The following is a 15712-nucleotide window of genomic DNA, read 5'->3' on the forward strand; positions in this document are numbered from 1 at the left end:
CGTTCCTATCAAGAGAGGTCGGTGTTTTGTTGTTTTCTCATGGATGCCAAGGAGATAACGTTCGCAACATCGAGTGAAAACCATCCTGGCAGGGGTTCACCTGCCCCGGTCCAATGACGGTAGAAGCGAGATAGCCGCTCACTACTCAAGGTGCTGTCGCTGAGTACACTGACATTTCCGTAAAGGTGATAACCCGCTCCCAGCACAGCAAAACCGGCCTGAGCCAAGAGATATAAGGCTGCAAAGGGATTAGCCAGCCCTTGTCTTGTATGGGCTCTTTCGATAAGCACGATCCAGATACGTCGCTCTGATGGCTCAACACGCCAAGCTACACGCAGAGCCGCGTGCTCGAAGGCATACCCTAGCGGGATCGGAGTACTGCACAGGGTATGTCTGGTGCAGACGATCCCCCGCGCTTCAAACCAGGGCAACAGAGGGTCACTTGTCACAGGCAGACCCTCCCCAGCGGCTGGATGTTGATATGCTGAGTCAGCTCCTGATAGGAGAGCACCGGCAGGGCGTGATAATCCCCCTCGATAAGCTTGCGCACGTAGCGACGGATATCCATGGAGACGATCAACACCGGCTTGTTCTGCATCTGGGTCAGATCCCCTACGGTACGGCGTACCTGATCCAGAAAACCTTGGGTAATGGTGGGATCGAGCGCCAGATAGCTACCAGCACTGGTCTGACGGATACCGCCACGGATCTGCTCCTCCACTGCTTGATCAAGCAGGTAGGCTGGTAGAATGTTGTTACCGTTGGCGTACTTGTAGCAGATGTAGCGTTTAAGGCTGCTACGGATGTATTCGGTGAGCTGCACCACATCCTTCTCCTTCTGGCCCCACTCCACCATGGCTTCCAGGATGGCACGCATATTACGGATCGAGATATCCTCCCCCACCAGCCGCTGAAGGAGTTCCGTCATTCGCTGCAGCGGAATGATGCGCTGTGCTTCTTTGACCAGCTCACCATAGCTCCCCTCCATCTGTTCGAGCAGATAGCGGGTTTCCTGAATGCCGATGAAGTCTTCCGCATATTCCCGCAACACATGGGCGAGGTGCCAGGTCACCACCTGATCGGTGGTGAGCGAAGCCAGCCGCAATTGCTCGAGTCGATCTTGGTGTTCATTGACGATCCACAGGGTGGCCTGCCCCGGCAACAGTGGTTCCCCCTCTTCATAAGGGATCCCCAGCAGCTCAAGCTGAGAGGCATTTTCCTGCACCAACCGATGACCCGGCCGCAGCAGTCCGCGGGCCACCGGTACCTCCTGTAACTGGATCAGATATTCTCCCGGTCCCATCCCCTCGTTAAAACGCAGATGGATTCCCGGAAACGGCACCCCCAGATCGAGATAGAGCGCACGTCGCACCCGCACCAATTCATCATTGAGCGCTATCGCTTCCAGATCGGCCTGCAAGGCAGCATCCACATCGATCAACAGAGGCACCGTCATGGCAAACTCTTCCTTCTCGCCGAGCTTTCCCCTCGGTTTACTACCTGGCTTGGGCTTGCTACGCGCAGCGGGTGCGCCTGCCCCTTGGGCAAGCACAGTGGGCAGATCCTGACTGTTGGTACTCAGCTCCTTGTGTTGGCGCAGCCCAATAAAGTAGCCACCAGCGGTCACCACGGCCGCCAGGGTAAAGAAGGTGAACATGGGAAAGCCCGGGATCAACCCGAATAACACCAGCAGTACACCGCCGATCAGCAGTGCCTTGGGCTGTGCTACCACCTGGGCGCCGATATCGGTACCCAGATCGGACGACTCCTCAGAGGAAACGCGCGTAACGATAATGCCTGCGGTGATGGCGATCAGCAGTGCAGGTACCTGAGACACCATTCCGTCCCCCACCGTCAAGATGGAGTAGAGCTGTAATGCGTCGGCTGTCGACAACCCTTTCTGGGTCACCCCTATGGTGACGCCACCCAATATGTTCACGAAGATGATGATGAGACCCGCAATCGCATCCCCCTTCACAAACTTCATGGCCCCATCCATGGAACCGAACATCTGACTCTCTTTCTCGATGATTCCCCGACGCTCCCGAGCCTCATGAACGTCGATCACCCCGGCACGCATGTCACCGTCGATACTCATCTGCTTGCCAGGCATGGCATCGAGGGAAAAACGGGCACTGACCTCTGCCACCCGCTCCGATCCCTTGGTGATCACCAGGAACTGGACGATGGTGATGATGAGAAAGATGACGACCCCCACCACCAGATTGCCTCCCACCACGAAGTTGCCGAAGGTGTAGACGATCTGACCAGCATCGGCCTGCAACAGGATCATCCGGGTAGTACTCACCGAGAGGGCGAGTCTGAATAATGTAGTGATCAGCAACACAGCGGGAAAGGCTGAGAACTGCAGAGGAGAGTTGATATAGACCGCCATCATCAGCAACACCACCGAGATGGTCATGTTGATGGCGATCAGAATGTCCAGGGCCACCGGCGGCAGCGGCAATATCATCATGAAGACGATGGCAAGCAGCAACGCCGCCAGCATAATGTCCTTGCGCTCACCTATCCGGCGCAGCAACTCAAGGGAGCGTTGATTCATTCTGCTCTTCCAGTTCGAGATAATGTTGATAGGCAAAGCGGGCTTCGTCGAGCCGTCCCACCAGTTGGCAGGCACGACTGCGACAGAGCCAGAGCGCACCATTGGCGCCCTCTTCCTGCATCAGGTGATCGACGTGGATCAGCGCCTCCTGCCCCTTTTCCAATTTGAGCAGGGCAACCAGCAGGGTGCGCCTTCCCGCTTGATGTTCGGGATGGAGCTGCAGCAGAGCGATGAGCAGGGTACAAGCTCGGCCAGGGTGGCCGTACTGCAGGTGCAACCAACCGGTGAGCAGTAGCAGATCCTGCTGCTGTGACGAGAGAACCATGGTCATACCTTGTGTAGTAGGTGAAGGGTCATCTGCATCAGTTGCTCATCCTGATGCATCTGCTCAAGCAAGTGAGCCGCAGCTTGCACTTCGGCGGATTCTCCATCCGCCAACCTGGCTCGAACACCCAGCAGCGCCTGGTTGAAATCCTTTGGTCGCAACAGTCCATGAAAGCCACAGGTGGGCATGGCAAAATCGAGCAGCGCCCGCTCTGCCAGCCGCTCGGGATAGAGGCGATTGATATGGGGTTCGACAGACTGGCCATCGGGCAACAGGGCATAACGCCCCGGCAGGCTGGTTCCCTGCTCTGCCAGAGTGATGGCACTGAGCTGTTCGATGCCGATGTGGGCGGCAGAAATACGACTCATGGAGCCAGTACCTCATGCTGCAACTGGATCAGGGTACGCAGCGCCTGGTGAAGCAACGGCAGAGTGATCGAACGCTCGTCCAGAGTGACGAACAGGATCAGCTGATCTTCTGCCAGCCAACCGCACCGTACCGGCAGCGCTGGACCATTGGCTGCCGCTGTCAGGGTCATGGCCCGGCGGATCCCGACATCACTCTGGTGCCACGGCAGGCGATGCGCGAGCCAAAGACTCAGTTGCCCTTGATGGCGCTCCAGTTGCAAGGTGCCACTCTGCTCCAACTCCAATTGAATGAGATGATGGGGGTTATCCCCTATGGTGATGCCCAGATCCTGGCAAAATTGCACCAGCAAGGGCTCAATCCAGTTCATGACGATTCTCCTGACAGCTCATCCTCTTCTCGCTCAATGGCGTTATCGAGCGCTCCCTGACAACACAGCAACAAGTTCTGGCGCTGTTCCTCTTCGCTAAACAACTCGACCGGCAACAGTCGGATCAGTCGTTTGAGTTCCTGATAGAGCTGCACCTGTTCACGATTACTAGGCAACTCGAGCGCCACACCGACCTGCTCCACATCCCATACACTGGCCCAGCGTTTCTCGACCAGAGCGATCAGGTCCCCCATTAAATCAGAAGGCCCGTATGCCATGGACCGATCCCTCCTTCACCCGCAGCCACAGCTCTTCCACTTGGGCCGACAAGCTGTTGAGCAACCGCAGCTTGTGCATGTCGCTCATCACCCGCTCCAGCTTGACCGGATCGAGCCAGTGTCGCTGGGTATCGAGATCGGCGCTGAGCGCCTTCATCATGAAACCTGTCACCTTCTCCAACGCACCATTGCCAAAACGGCTGTGAATATCGCGCCAGGCGGACGAGAGGGCGCGATAGTCCTGTACCGCATCACGATATAAGTCCCGCAGATCCTGCTCAGCGCCAATGCCCTGCTTGGTCGCCTCGGTGGCGGGCCCGGTAATGCGCGCGCCCAATACAATGGCGGTGCCCTGCTCGTCGGCCATTTTAGCCAGCGCTTGCTCGACCAACATAAGGGTGCCCTGCATCTCTGGTCGCCCTGTCAACGCCTTGCGTGCCTGGCAGAGTGCCTCGAATTGCTCACTCACCTCCCTCGAAAAACTCTCTAAATAGGCCAGTAACTGGGAGAGATTGGCCAGACGACCGCTGCCGAGATGGCTCACCATCTCCTTGATCTTCTGCTGACGTTCAAGCTCGGGCACCTTGTCCAGATAGTCTCCCACCAATGCTTCGATCTCACTTATCCGAGCTTGGCTATCATTCAGCTTGCGTTTGGCCAAGGAGAGCTCGGCTCGCTCGGAAAAGACAAATGTCAGCTCTTCCGCCGCATCGGCAAGGGATTGAGATGCGCTGGTCAACACGACCCGTTCGCCCTGAAACTGGCCACCCTGCAAGCTGACCGAGCGAGATGCACCCTCTGCGGAACGCGATTCAAGTTGCGTAGCAGAGGCATAGGGGGTGCTCTGGATAATGGCCATGGAAACTCCCGTGACAAATGGATTGACGATGGTTGCATTATAAAAATCGGCACTGACCATCGATGCCAAAATTGGCCGTGAATTTTTAGCCCAGCCCCAACCGTTTTCTAAAAAGTCTCGGCTCAGGCTGAAATCCTGCGTTGCCGCTATCACCTATAGTGGCCACCAATTTAACTTGCGCCGATCCTTATGACTCTCTCCCTCGACCCCATCCCCAGCCAGCTTCGTCATGCCATCGACGAGTGCAGATTGATCCAGATCCGTGGTCGGGTTACTCAGGTGACCGGCACCCTGCTCAAAGCCGTGGTTCCTGGGGTCCGTATCGGTGAGCTGTGTCACTTGCGCAATCCCGACAACACCCTTTCCCTGCAGGCAGAGGTGATCGGCTTTGCCCAACATCAGGCCTTATTGACTCCCCTTGGAGAGATGTTCGGTATCTCCTCCAACACCGAGGTCAGCCCAACCGGCACCATGCATCAGGTCGGTGTGGGGGAACACCTGCTGGGTCAGGTACTGGACGGCCTAGGCAATCCTTTTGGTGGCGGTCATCTGCCAGAGCCTGCGGCCTGGTATCCGGTATATCGGGATGCCCCGCCCCCCATGAGTCGCAAGCGGATCGCAGAGCCTATTTCCCTTGGTATCAGGGCCATTGATGGCCTGCTCACCTGTGGTGAAGGGCAGCGGATGGGGATCTTCGCCGCAGCGGGGGGTGGCAAGAGCACCCTGCTCGCATCCCTGATCCGCAGTGCTGAAGTGGATGTCACCGTGCTCGCCCTCATTGGGGAACGGGGGCGGGAAGTGCGTGAATTTATTGAGGCAGACTTGGGGGAGGAAGGGCTTAAAAAGGCAGTATTAGTGGTCGCCACCTCGGATCGCCCCGCAATGGAGCGCGCCAAGGCGGGTTTTGTCGCGACCTCCATCGCCGAGTATTTTCGAGATCAGGGCAAACGGGTGCTGCTGCTGATGGATTCCGTCACCCGCTTTGCCCGCGCGCAACGGGAGATAGGGCTTGCCGCCGGAGAGCCTCCCACTCGGCGTGGCTATCCCCCCTCGGTGTTTGCCGCCCTGCCCCGCCTGATGGAGCGGGCGGGTCAATCTGACAAAGGCTCCATCACCGCCCTCTATACAGTGCTGGTGGAAGGGGATGATATGACGGAGCCGGTCGCTGATGAGACCCGATCTATCCTGGATGGCCATATCATACTTTCACGCAAATTGGCGGCGGCCAACCATTACCCGGCCATCGACGTATTGCGCTCGGCCAGTCGAGTGATGAATCAGATCATCGCATCGCCCCATCAGGAGCAAGCCGGTCGACTGCGTAGCTGGCTTGCCAAATATGAAGAGGTGGAGCTACTGCTGCAAATTGGCGAATACCAGAAGGGACAGGACAAAGTTGCCGACGAAGCAATCTCTCGCATCGAAACAATTCGTCAGTGGCTCAGGCAGGGAACCCATGAACCAAGCTCGCTCGAGCAAGCCCTCACTAGCCTGGAGGTGCTGACCCGATGATCGGTCGTTTACAACGGATCAAGGTTTTGCGACGGGAGCGGACCGAGCAACAGCTCGCGGCCCAACAGGCTAGAGTGCAATTGGCTCGAACGCGTCAACAAGAGGCGGAACTGGAAAGCCAGCATTACCGCCAGTGGCGCCTGCAAGAGGAGGATCGTCTGTTCATCCTCTGTCAGGAACAACAAGTCGATCGCAAGGGGCTGGATCAGTGGCAACAGCAAGTCGCCCTGCTACGAGAGAAAGAGGCCCATCTGGAGCAAACAGTCGCAGAACAAGCCGAGCGGGTGGCCGAAGAGCGTATCCGGCTGCAGGAGCGCCAATTGGCAGTACATCGCGCCCGCCAGCAGCAAGAAAAATTTGCCGAGCTTCACCGTCAGGAACAGGCGTCACAGCAGGCCCTGCGTGACTACCACGAAGAGCAGGAACAAGAAGAGTTCCGCCAGCAGATCAGGATGTAATGAATCATGAACCGAGTCATGTCCTTACAGGGCACTACCACAGCACCGGACGGTCCTCCGATGGCACAGGCTAATCAAGTGCAACAACAGCGCTTTGAGCAAGCAATGCACCTCGATCAAGAACAGAAGACAGCCCGTCACCATGTAGTGGATGAACTGCACCGTCTTCGAGATCAACTGCACCGAAATCAACAATCATTGCGCAAGCACAAATCGGATGCACAAGAAAACATCGAGGCGGATTCTACCCTCCAGCATGATATACCGACGTCTCAGGCACCCCAGCAATCACTGCTAAACCCGGTATCTATCCAAGAGAATGGGAGCAACACGCAGCATATAACCCCATCGGAATGGTTTACCCATAACGCGTTGGACAAGAGAGACCAAACCGCACAACACGCCTTTGACCTGGATAAAGAACACATAAATTTGGATCTCTTTACGGCAGATCCATTGCAACTCTCGGCTCAAGAGCGAATTCAGCCAACCTCATTGCCTCTTGCACTGGATACCCCGCGCTCATCCACTCCCAGCACAACGCAGGGAATGCACGACGCAGCAGATAATATGGCACCGCACACGATGATCGACCCATTGGTACCGGATATGGTGCCAACCGCCAGCAACATAGCCCAGCCAGAAGACAATACCTCATTGGTAGATAGTGACGTTGGCCCCCTGCTCGCCACTGAATCCGAAGAGACTCGACTAGCGGATGAAGAACTCGGCGCCAACGGGCAGCCGTTTACTCCGCTGGTCAGAACCCCAGGAGATCTGTTACTGGCCCGGGTCTCACCCACGCTGATGAATCACGAATTAGATCAGTTGCTGGAGCGGCTGGCGGTGGATATCCAGCTTGAATTGGGACGGCCGGAGCGCCCACCTCTGCTGCGCCTTAACCTACCAGAGCTAGGTCAGCTAGCTATCCGCATCGCTCACCACCATGGCGAGCTACAAATAGAGATCCTCGCCACCAGCCAGGGACAACTGCTGCTCAATCAGGGGCGCAGCGAACTGATCGACCGCCTGCAGCGGCTCTATCCAGGCGAACAGGTCACCCTCGACCTCTTCAATCAGGCTGATAGTGAGCAGGGTTCACGTCAGCAGAGATCCATCTATGAAGAGTGGGACGCCGACGCATGACACCGATTATCTTCAGCTCTGCCTCGTTGGCGGAGCTGACCCTGCAACAGAGCCTGAGTCACCACCGTCACCACTTTCATTGGGGAAATGGCGAGATTAACCTCGCCATTGTGCTCGCCCCAGCCAACCTGGATACCCGATTGCAACTGCAGTGGCAAGGGCTGGCCCTGTCCCTCATGTGCCATGGCGCCGAACTGGCGCACTGGCTGGCACCAGATCTGCAACAGGCGGCGCTGTTCAGCCTGCCAGAAGCGCTGCAATTGGCACTGGTCGAACGGTTAGGAGAGCCCCTCGGCCTTACCTGCTCGGCGCTAATCCAGCAAGCCGCAACCACGTCCTGTGAACCAGCGCTGCAGATCCTGCTGCAACGTGACGGATCTACCCTCTCGCTCTGGCTGCATCAACCCGAGTCGCTGCTGGCCAAACTTCCACTTCGACCTAGCCAGCAACGCTTGTCGCTACCACTGACCGTCTCCCTGATCTGGGGAGAAATGCGCCTGACCATGGCCGAGCTGACTGATCTTACCAATGGCGACGTGCTGCTCCCCCCTCAGCAAAGCACTCTGGGTCAGAGGCTACTGGCTTGCCTGGAGGGTCGACCCTTTGCCTACTGCCAAGCCCATCATCAACATCTGGAATTGACCGATATGTATAACACCACCGCCGATGACCCTCTCAGCCTAACCGAGCTGGAGAGTCTACCCATTCAGGTGAGCTTCGAAGTGGGTCGCCAGACTCTTGATTGGCACACCCTAACCAGTCTGCAACCAGGTTCCCTGATAGACCTAGGTACTCCCCTTGATGGAGAGGTGCGCATCATCAGTAATGGTCACCAACTCGGTAGCGGCCGGTTAGTGGAAATTCAGGGGCGCCTTGGGGTACGAGTCGAGAAACTGAGTGGAGAGTCACAGGCATGATCCAGCTACCGGATGAGCTCAACCTCATCGTCGGCCTGGCCCTGCTGGCCCTGCTACCCTTTATCGCCGTGATGGCCACCTCCTTCGTCAAGATGGCGGTAGTTTTCTCCCTGCTACGCAACGCCCTGGGGGTACAGCAGATCCCCCCCAACATGGCGATGTATGGACTGGCGATCATCCTTAGCATCTATGTGATGGCCCCGGTCGGCTTTGCGACTCAGGATTACTTGCGCCAGAACGAGGTATCGCTGGCCAAATCAGAATCGGTGGAGAAATTCCTCGCTGAGGGAATGGCTCCCTACCGTGCTTTTCTTAAAAAGCAGATCAAGCCACGGGAACACGCCTTCTTTATCGACAGTACCAAACAACTATGGCCCAGTGAGTATGCCGACCGTCTGGAGCCAGACAGCCTGCTGATCCTGTTGCCCGCCTTTACCGTGAGCGAACTCAGCCGTGCCTTTGAGATAGGCTTTCTCATCTATCTACCCTTCATCGCCATCGATCTCATCATCTCCAACATACTGCTGGCGATGGGGATGATGATGGTGTCTCCCATGACCATCTCTCTACCATTCAAGCTGCTGCTGTTTGTGCTGCTAGATGGCTGGGCCCGCCTGACCCACGGGCTAGTCATCAGCTACGGAGGATGACATGAGCCATGCTGATATTCTTCACTTCACCAGTCAGACCCTCTGGCTGGTATTGATCTTATCGATGCCACCGGTGCTGGTCGCCGCGCTGGTCGGCACCCTGGTATCACTGCTGCAGGCCTTGACCCAAATCCAGGAACAAACGCTGGGCTTTGTCGCCAAGTTGATCGCGGTGGTGATCACTCTGTTCGCCACCGCCGCCTGGCTGGGCAACGAGCTCTACAGCTTCGCCGATATGGTGTTATTCAAGGTGCCGCAAATCCAATGACACTGGAGAGCCTGCAGGCCCAGATGCTGGCCTATACCCTGCTATTACCGCGATTTATTAGCTGCTTCGTGATGTTGCCGATACTCAGCAAACAGATGCTGGGGGGCGCGATGATACGCAACGGCGTCGTCTGCTCGCTGGCACTCTACGCCTACCCTATGATCGCCGACACCCTACCCCCAAGCATCGGTAGCATGGAGCTGGCCCTGCTGATCGCCAAGGAGGTATTGCTGGGCTTGCTGATAGGCTTTGTCGCTGCCATCCCTTTCTGGGCCATCGAGGCGAGCGGCTTTCTGATCGACAACCAGCGGGGCGCCGCCATGGGGTCCCTGTTCAATCCGAGCCTCGGTAGCCAGACCAGCCCTACCGGTTTGCTGCTGACTCAAACACTGATCACCTTGTTCTTTGCTGGCGGGGCCTTTCTCGCCCTGCTGACAGCATTGTTCCAGAGCTACACCAGCTGGCCAGTCGCTCACTTCTTCCCCACTATTGGCAACCAATGGGTCAGCTTTTTCTACAGCCAATTCAGTCAGATGCTGCTGCTCTGTGCCCTGCTCTCAGCCCCCCTGCTAATCGCCATGTTTCTAGCCGAGTTTGGACTGGCTCTGATCAGCCGATTTGCACCATCACTGAACGTCTTTGTGCTGGCAATGCCGATCAAGAGCGCCGTCGCCAGCTTGCTGCTGGTCATTTACATCAAGTTGATGATGGATCACGCCTACCGGCAGGTACTGGCAGTCATGGATCCACTACGTCTGCTCGAGCCCATTCTGGGGCCATAATGAGCACTGATATTCTCCAGTTTCAACCAAGCAGCAAGCTGTGTTCATGGTCGAGCGCAGCACGATGACAGCAAAAACTATCACCTTAATCGTCATGTTGATGGCGATATCAGATGGCTACCTACAACACACTATCCTGTGGGCAATGGATCGCCTCTGCTGCTGGGTGTTAGGGATGATTGATCCCCTCGGCCTGTTCATTCTTATTTTGAAAACCTGATGGAAGACAAACACCCTATGACCCGGACTGACGTTGCCCAGACTCGTATTACTCAGGAGATTCAATGAGCGGCGAAAAAACCGAACAGCCCACCCCGAAGAAGTTGCGGGATGCTCGCAAGAAAGGGCAGGTCGTCAAGAGTAAGGAGGTGATCTCCACCGCCATCATCCTGAGCTTGATAGGCATGCTGATGGTGATGTCCGATTACTATCTGGAGCATCTTGGCAAATTAATGATGATCCCTGAGCCCCACATCAATCTCCCCTTTGCCCAAGCGCTCAACCATGTTGTGGAGAACCTGCTACAGGAGATGGCCTATCTGTGCATTCCTATCCTAGTGGTCGCCGTACTGGTGGTGCTCATCTCCCATATTGCCCAGTACGGCTTTCTATTGAGTGGTGAGTCGATCAAGCCCGACATCAAGAAGATCAATCCAGTAGAAGGAGCCAAGAAAATTTTCTCCGTCAAGAGCCTGATGGAGTTTGCCAAATCCCTGCTCAAAGTCACCCTACTCAGCCTGCTGGTATGGGTCACTATCAGAGGCAACTTGCAAGCCCTGCTGCAACTACCAGGCTGCGGTATGGCCTGCATCCCCCCCGTACTCGGTGGCATGCTAGGTCAGCTGATGGCAGTTTGTGCCATGGGTTTTGTGGTAATTGCCATTGCCGATTACGCTTTTGAGCACTTCCAGCACATCAAGCAGCTGAAGATGAGCAAAGATGAAGTAAAACGGGAATACAAAGAGATGGAGGGCAGCCCCGAGATCAAAAGCAAGCGCCGCCAGTTCCATCAGGAGTTGCAATCGAGCAACATGCGCGCCGATGTGAAGCGATCTTCGGTTATCGTCGCCAACCCAACCCATATTGCCGTCGGGATCCGTTACGAGCGAGGAGAAACCCCTCTGCCGCTGGTAACCCTGAAATACACAGATGCCCAGGCTCTGCAGGTGCGCAAGATTGCCGAAGAGGAGGGGATACCTGTACTGCAAAGGATCCCTTTGGCCCGAGCCCTTTATCGGGATGCACTGATCAACAACTACATCCCGGCCGACCAAATTGAGGCAACCGCCGAAGTACTGCGCTGGCTGGAACAGTGGCGTCAGGCAGAGGGGCACCATGCATCCTGGTAACAAATGTTCGGCTATGGTCTGAATCAAGGTCAAATTTGAGTGATACAAGGATCAAGGGGCTCTTCATTGCTCTAATCTTTTCGATATTAGCCGCGTCCTCATTACCTCCTCCACCGGTAAAAAGGCGAGCAACCCCATCACATTGCCCAACGAGGTGATCTCATCATGTCGAGCCACAGACCTGTCACCCCACCCGATCCGCTGTCCCCGCCACTCTCCGATCCAAACAACTTCTCGCTGATCCTGGGGGGGCCACTCTATCAACTGTGGAGCAAGGCGCATCTCGGCGATATCGAGACCCATATCAGGCGACGAATTCTGGTGCTGAGTGGGCTCTGCTGGCTGCCTCTGTTGCTGCTGTGCGCCCTGGAAGGCAGCCTGTTGCAAGGGGTCGCCGTCCCCTTTCTATTGGATGTGGAGACCCATGTCCGCTTTCTGGTCTGCGTCTCACTGCTGGTCTATGCGGAGCTCATCGTCCACTTGCGGATCAGGCTGATCGTCCGCCAATTCATCGATCGGGGTCTGGTATCCCCCCTCGCCCTGCCACGCTTTTATGATGCCATCCGCAGTGCCATGGCGTGGCGCAATTCGATCCCCGTGGAGGTCGGGTTCATTCTGTTTGTATTTTCGATGGGGTACTTCATCCGGATCAACACCTTCACCCTGCAAGCCTCGACCTGGTACGCCACCATGCACGAGGGCAGTGTGACCCTGACTCTGCCGGGATTCTGGTTCTTCTGGGTGAGCAACCCCATCATTCAATTTTTGATCCTGCGCTGGCTCTACCGGATCACCATCTGGACCCGCTTCCTCTGGCAAGTCTCCAGGATCTCGCTCGATCTCATTCCGACCCACCCCGATCGCAACTGTGGCCTCGGTTTTCTGGGGGCTTCTGCCTATGCCTATTCACCGCTGCTGATCGCATTTGGCGCGCAATTAGCCGGTTTCATCGCCAACCGGATCTTCTATGATGGCGCCTTACTGACCACCTACAAACCGGAGATCATTCTATTGGCCAGCTTCGGGCTACTGCTCGTGCTGGCGCCGTTGAGTGTCTTCGCCCCCCATATCATGGCGGCCAAACGCCAGGGGTTACGGGAATATGGCGCCCTTGCAGCCGAATACAGCCGCAGTTTCGAGCGCCGCTGGCTGCGCACGGCCGATAGAGACGGGGAATCCCTGCTCGGCGCCGCCGACATTCAGTCCCTCGCCGATCTGGGCAATGCCTACACCGTCATCAAGGAGGTCAGGCCCATGCCCTTTAACCGGGACATGTTCCTGCAACTGATCCTCGCGGCCATCGTGCCCTTCATTCCGCTGCTCCTCACCATGTTCCCCTTCGACGTGTTGCTCGACAGGCTTATTGGCGTGATTTTCTGATGAAGGGCAAAGCGGGTGATATGTGATGAAAATAGGGATTTCTGCCGGGCTCAGAAAGCGTTGGCAAACAGGTAAATGGGAAGGGGAGTAAGAGAAAGAAGGAGTGACTGGCGCCTGTGGTACGAGCCAGCGCTCATCGAAATAGGAACTATGAAGGGAAATTCAGTAGCGCGAGAAAACAAAAACCCCGCTTTCTCAAGCGGGGTTTTGCTATTTGGCGGTGAGGGAGGGATTCGAACCCTCGATACGTTGCCGTATACACACTTTCCAGGCGTGCTCCTTCAGCCACTCGGACACCTCACCAAATTTTCGACTGCGGTTTAACGTGTCCAATCGCCACGTCGTTCGCCGCGCTGTTGCGCTGGAACGGGGCGTAATGTAAGGGATAGGAGCAGACCGGTCAATCTCATTTTTCACTTTTTGCAATCAATCGCTCAATTACCGAACCAACTGCCCAAAAAGATGTCATTTCCTATCCCTTTCAATCAATTTTTAGCCGCTTCGTGCAAGGGTTCCCCCTTGATAGCCTCTTCCAGTGAGCCGTAAAACTCCAGTTCACCCAAGGTGGGACGCACCTTGGCGCGGGCCAGGGTCTTGAGGGGCTGGAACTGCAACTCGGCCACCTTCAACGTCACTCCCCCCTTGGCCATCCGCTTGGCAAATTGCTGGAAGGCCGCCAGGCCCCCCGCATCGAGTATGGAGACGGCCTCCATCTGCAAGATCAGCGTCTTATTCTCCCGCACCTCGGCCAGCAGCTCGTCGAACACCCGCTCCGCCGCCGCGAAGAACAGCGGGCCGTTGATCTTGTAGATCAGGGTCCCGGCCTGCACCTCGTTGGCATAGCGCTTGTGCTCGGCCAGGTTGTGCAACTTGGTCATCTTGGCTATCTCGCGCATGAACAGCAGGGACGCCAGGATCACCCCGAAGGTGATAGCGATGACCATGTCGAAGACCACGGTGAGCGACAGGCAGACCAGCAACACCAGCACATCCGAGCCGGGTGCCCGGCGGATGAGATCCACCACCTTGTGTGCCTCGCTCATGTTCCAGGCGACCAGCAGCAACAGCGCTGCCATGGCGGAGAGCGGCAACCAGGAGAGCCAGGGAGCCAATATCAAGATGGCGGCCAGTACCACCAGCGCATGCACTATGCCGGAGATGGGAGAGGTCGCACCGGCCCGCACGTTGGCCGCGGAGCGCGCGATGGCGGCTGTTGCCGTGATACCACCGAAGAAGGGGGCCAGGATGTTGCCAAGCCCCTGCCCCACCAACTCACCGTTGGAGCTGTGTTTGCGCCCGGTCATGCCGTCGAGCACCACGGCGCAGAGCAGGGATTCGATGGCCCCCAGCATGGCCATGGAGAAGGCCGCGGGCAGCAACCGCTGGATGGCCGCCAGATCCCAGACCACGGGCGCACCGTCTGGCCCGGGCAGCGCCCAGGGCATCACCAGAGTCGGCGCTATGGGCGGGATCCCCATGCCTTGGGTGCCATCGCTCAGGGTGTAGCTGAACTTGCTGCCGATGGTGGCCACATCGATGCCCATGGTGTGCAATCCAAAGCCAAGGCCTGCCCCGACCAGCACCGCCGGCAGATGACCCGGCACCGGCAATCGCAACTTGGGCCAGAGCAGCAACACCGCCAGGGTCGCCACCCCCACCAGGGTATCGCCCCACTGCCAGCTTGGCAGGGCCTGGGCCAACGCCTCGACCTTGCCGATGTAAGTTTCCGGCATCTCGGCCACGCTCAGGCCGAAGAAGTCCTTGATCTGCAGGGTCGCGATCACGATGGCGATCCCGCCGGTAAAGCCCAACGTGACTGAAGGCGGAATATATTCGATCAGACGGCCCAGTCGGGCCATGCCCATGGCGACCAGAAAGACACCCGAGATGAGGGTCGCCATCAACAGGCCGCCCACCCCGAATTGCTGGGCCACCGGGTAGAGGATCACCACGAAGGCGGCGGTGGGTCCCGAGATGGAGAAGCGTGAGCCACCCGTCACGGCAATCACTATGCCGGCGATGATGGCGGTGTAGAGGCCATGCTGGGGCGGCACACCGCTGGCGATGGCCAACGCCATGGCCAGCGGGATGGCAATGATGCCCACCGTGATACCGGCAATGAGATCGCGACCGAAGCGCGCAACGCTATAGGGTTCGTCGAAACAGGATTGGCGCAATGCAATGGCCAGCTTCACGCCTTTTATGGAAGCTTGATTGTGCATGTATAGGGTAATACCAGAAGAAGGAGACAAAGGCCGGGGTGAACCGGCACCCGATCATCATCAAGGGCCGGCAGAGCTGTCGACACGGCGATGGTATCGAGGGCAACCATACCCGAGCTTACGATAAAATTCGATGGGCAGGATCAAGGAATGGCCATTACCACGCAGTATTGCCGCGGGTTACCCGTATATCGCCGATGTTGCTCACCGTTAGCCAACTTTTCTCTGCCCGTATGGCGGCTCGGCAACGGCTCAGTCAAACCGGCT

Annotated in this window: 18 protein-coding genes and 1 tRNA gene; 10 read left to right on the plus strand and 9 right to left on the minus strand. The window is 57.1% G+C overall.

Annotated elements, in window-relative coordinates; translation table 11 throughout:
• Positions 1–8 precede the first annotated feature (8 nt).
• Genes BN1137_RS21905 through sctW form a run of 7 tightly spaced genes read right to left on the minus strand, consistent with a single transcriptional unit; the run spans position 9 to position 4761 of the window.
• Positions 9–449 carry an LcrR family type III secretion system chaperone gene (locus BN1137_RS21905; RefSeq protein ID WP_083443415.1) on the minus strand — a complete coding sequence of 147 codons (441 nt, stop codon included), beginning with the start codon at positions 447–449 and terminating at the stop codon, positions 9–11.
• Positions 446–2563: a SctV family type III secretion system export apparatus subunit AscV gene (gene ascV / locus BN1137_RS09265; RefSeq protein ID WP_050718323.1), complete on the minus strand. Its 2118-nt coding sequence runs from the start codon at positions 2561–2563 to the stop codon at positions 446–448. The genes BN1137_RS21905 and ascV overlap by 4 nt, the downstream gene beginning before the upstream one ends.
• Positions 2544–2888: a type III secretion system chaperone AscY gene (gene ascY / locus BN1137_RS09270; protein ID WP_050718324.1), complete on the minus strand. Its 345-nt coding sequence runs from the start codon at positions 2886–2888 to the stop codon at positions 2544–2546. Before ascY ends, ascV begins: the two co-directional genes overlap by 20 nt.
• Before the next feature lie 2 nt (positions 2889–2890).
• The gene (gene ascX / locus BN1137_RS09275; protein ID WP_050718325.1) at positions 2891–3256 is read right to left on the minus strand and encodes a type III secretion system protein AscX; all 366 of its coding nucleotides are present in this window, start codon (positions 3254–3256) and stop codon (positions 2891–2893) included.
• A complete protein-coding gene (gene acr2, locus BN1137_RS09280; RefSeq protein ID WP_050718326.1) occupies positions 3253–3624 on the minus strand; it encodes a SycN family type III secretion system chaperone Acr2 in 372 nt (123 codons plus the stop codon). The genes ascX and acr2 overlap by 4 nt, the downstream gene beginning before the upstream one ends.
• Positions 3621–3902 carry a TyeA family type III secretion system gatekeeper subunit gene (locus BN1137_RS09285; RefSeq protein ID WP_050718327.1) on the minus strand — a complete coding sequence of 94 codons (282 nt, stop codon included), beginning with the start codon at positions 3900–3902 and terminating at the stop codon, positions 3621–3623. The genes acr2 and BN1137_RS09285 overlap by 4 nt, the downstream gene beginning before the upstream one ends.
• Positions 3883–4761, minus strand: coding sequence for a type III secretion system gatekeeper subunit SctW (gene sctW / locus BN1137_RS09290; protein ID WP_050718328.1), 879 nt, complete (start codon positions 4759–4761; stop codon positions 3883–3885). Before sctW ends, BN1137_RS09285 begins: the two co-directional genes overlap by 20 nt.
• A gap of 189 nt (positions 4762–4950) precedes the next feature.
• Between sctW and ascN the strand changes: the two genes are divergently transcribed.
• The 10 genes from ascN to BN1137_RS09340 all read left to right on the plus strand — a co-directional run bounded on the left by ascN (position 4951) and on the right by BN1137_RS09340 (position 13223).
• Entirely contained in the window at positions 4951–6273 is a 1323-nt protein-coding gene (gene ascN, locus BN1137_RS09295; protein WP_050718329.1) for a SctN family type III secretion system ATPase AscN, read from the plus strand.
• The gene (locus BN1137_RS09300; RefSeq protein WP_050718330.1) at positions 6270–6731 is read left to right on the plus strand and encodes a type III secretion protein; all 462 of its coding nucleotides are present in this window, start codon (positions 6270–6272) and stop codon (positions 6729–6731) included. The genes ascN and BN1137_RS09300 overlap by 4 nt, the downstream gene beginning before the upstream one ends.
• 6 nt (positions 6732–6737) lie before the next feature.
• Positions 6738–7877: a type III secretion system needle length determinant gene (locus BN1137_RS22855; RefSeq protein WP_232306914.1), complete on the plus strand. Its 1140-nt coding sequence runs from the start codon at positions 6738–6740 to the stop codon at positions 7875–7877.
• The gene (gene sctQ, locus BN1137_RS09310) at positions 7874–8794 is read left to right on the plus strand and encodes a type III secretion system cytoplasmic ring protein SctQ (protein ID WP_050718331.1); all 921 of its coding nucleotides are present in this window, start codon (positions 7874–7876) and stop codon (positions 8792–8794) included. Before BN1137_RS22855 ends, sctQ begins: the two co-directional genes overlap by 4 nt.
• Complete coding sequence (ascR, locus tag BN1137_RS09315; RefSeq protein WP_050718332.1) at positions 8791–9444, plus strand: SctR family type III secretion system export apparatus subunit AscR; 654 nt, start codon at positions 8791–8793, stop codon at positions 9442–9444. Before sctQ ends, ascR begins: the two co-directional genes overlap by 4 nt.
• A 1-nt stretch (position 9445) precedes the next feature.
• A complete protein-coding gene (ascS, locus tag BN1137_RS09320; RefSeq protein ID WP_050718333.1) occupies positions 9446–9712 on the plus strand; it encodes a SctS family type III secretion system export apparatus subunit AscS in 267 nt (88 codons plus the stop codon).
• Positions 9709–10494, plus strand: coding sequence for a type III secretion system export apparatus subunit SctT (gene sctT, locus BN1137_RS09325; RefSeq protein ID WP_050718334.1), 786 nt, complete (start codon positions 9709–9711; stop codon positions 10492–10494). The genes ascS and sctT overlap by 4 nt, the downstream gene beginning before the upstream one ends.
• A gap of 46 nt (positions 10495–10540) precedes the next feature.
• Positions 10541–10714, plus strand: coding sequence for a hypothetical protein (locus BN1137_RS09330; protein ID WP_157433694.1), 174 nt, complete (start codon positions 10541–10543; stop codon positions 10712–10714).
• A 64-nt stretch (positions 10715–10778) separates the two neighbouring features.
• A complete protein-coding gene (sctU, locus tag BN1137_RS09335) occupies positions 10779–11843 on the plus strand; it encodes a type III secretion system export apparatus subunit SctU (protein ID WP_050718336.1) in 1065 nt (354 codons plus the stop codon).
• Between the two features lie 165 nt (positions 11844–12008).
• Positions 12009–13223, plus strand: a complete 1215-nt coding sequence (locus BN1137_RS09340; protein ID WP_050718337.1) for a hypothetical protein — start codon at positions 12009–12011, stop codon at positions 13221–13223.
• Positions 13224–13438: 215 nt separating this feature from the next.
• On the opposite strand, the gene BN1137_RS09345 is transcribed toward BN1137_RS09340, so the two are convergent.
• Together BN1137_RS09345 and dauA are read right to left on the minus strand one after the other, a co-directional pair.
• Positions 13439–13526, minus strand: a tRNA-Ser gene (locus BN1137_RS09345).
• A 182-nt stretch (positions 13527–13708) separates the two neighbouring features.
• Positions 13709–15445 (minus strand): C4-dicarboxylic acid transporter DauA, encoded by a 1737-nt coding sequence (gene dauA, locus BN1137_RS09350; RefSeq protein ID WP_050718338.1) that lies wholly within the window; start codon positions 15443–15445, stop codon positions 13709–13711.
• Positions 15446–15712: the final 267 nt, after the last annotated feature.

Source organism: Aeromonas tecta (genome assembly GCF_000820185.1).
GTDB lineage: Bacteria > Pseudomonadota > Gammaproteobacteria > Enterobacterales > Aeromonadaceae > Aeromonas > Aeromonas tecta.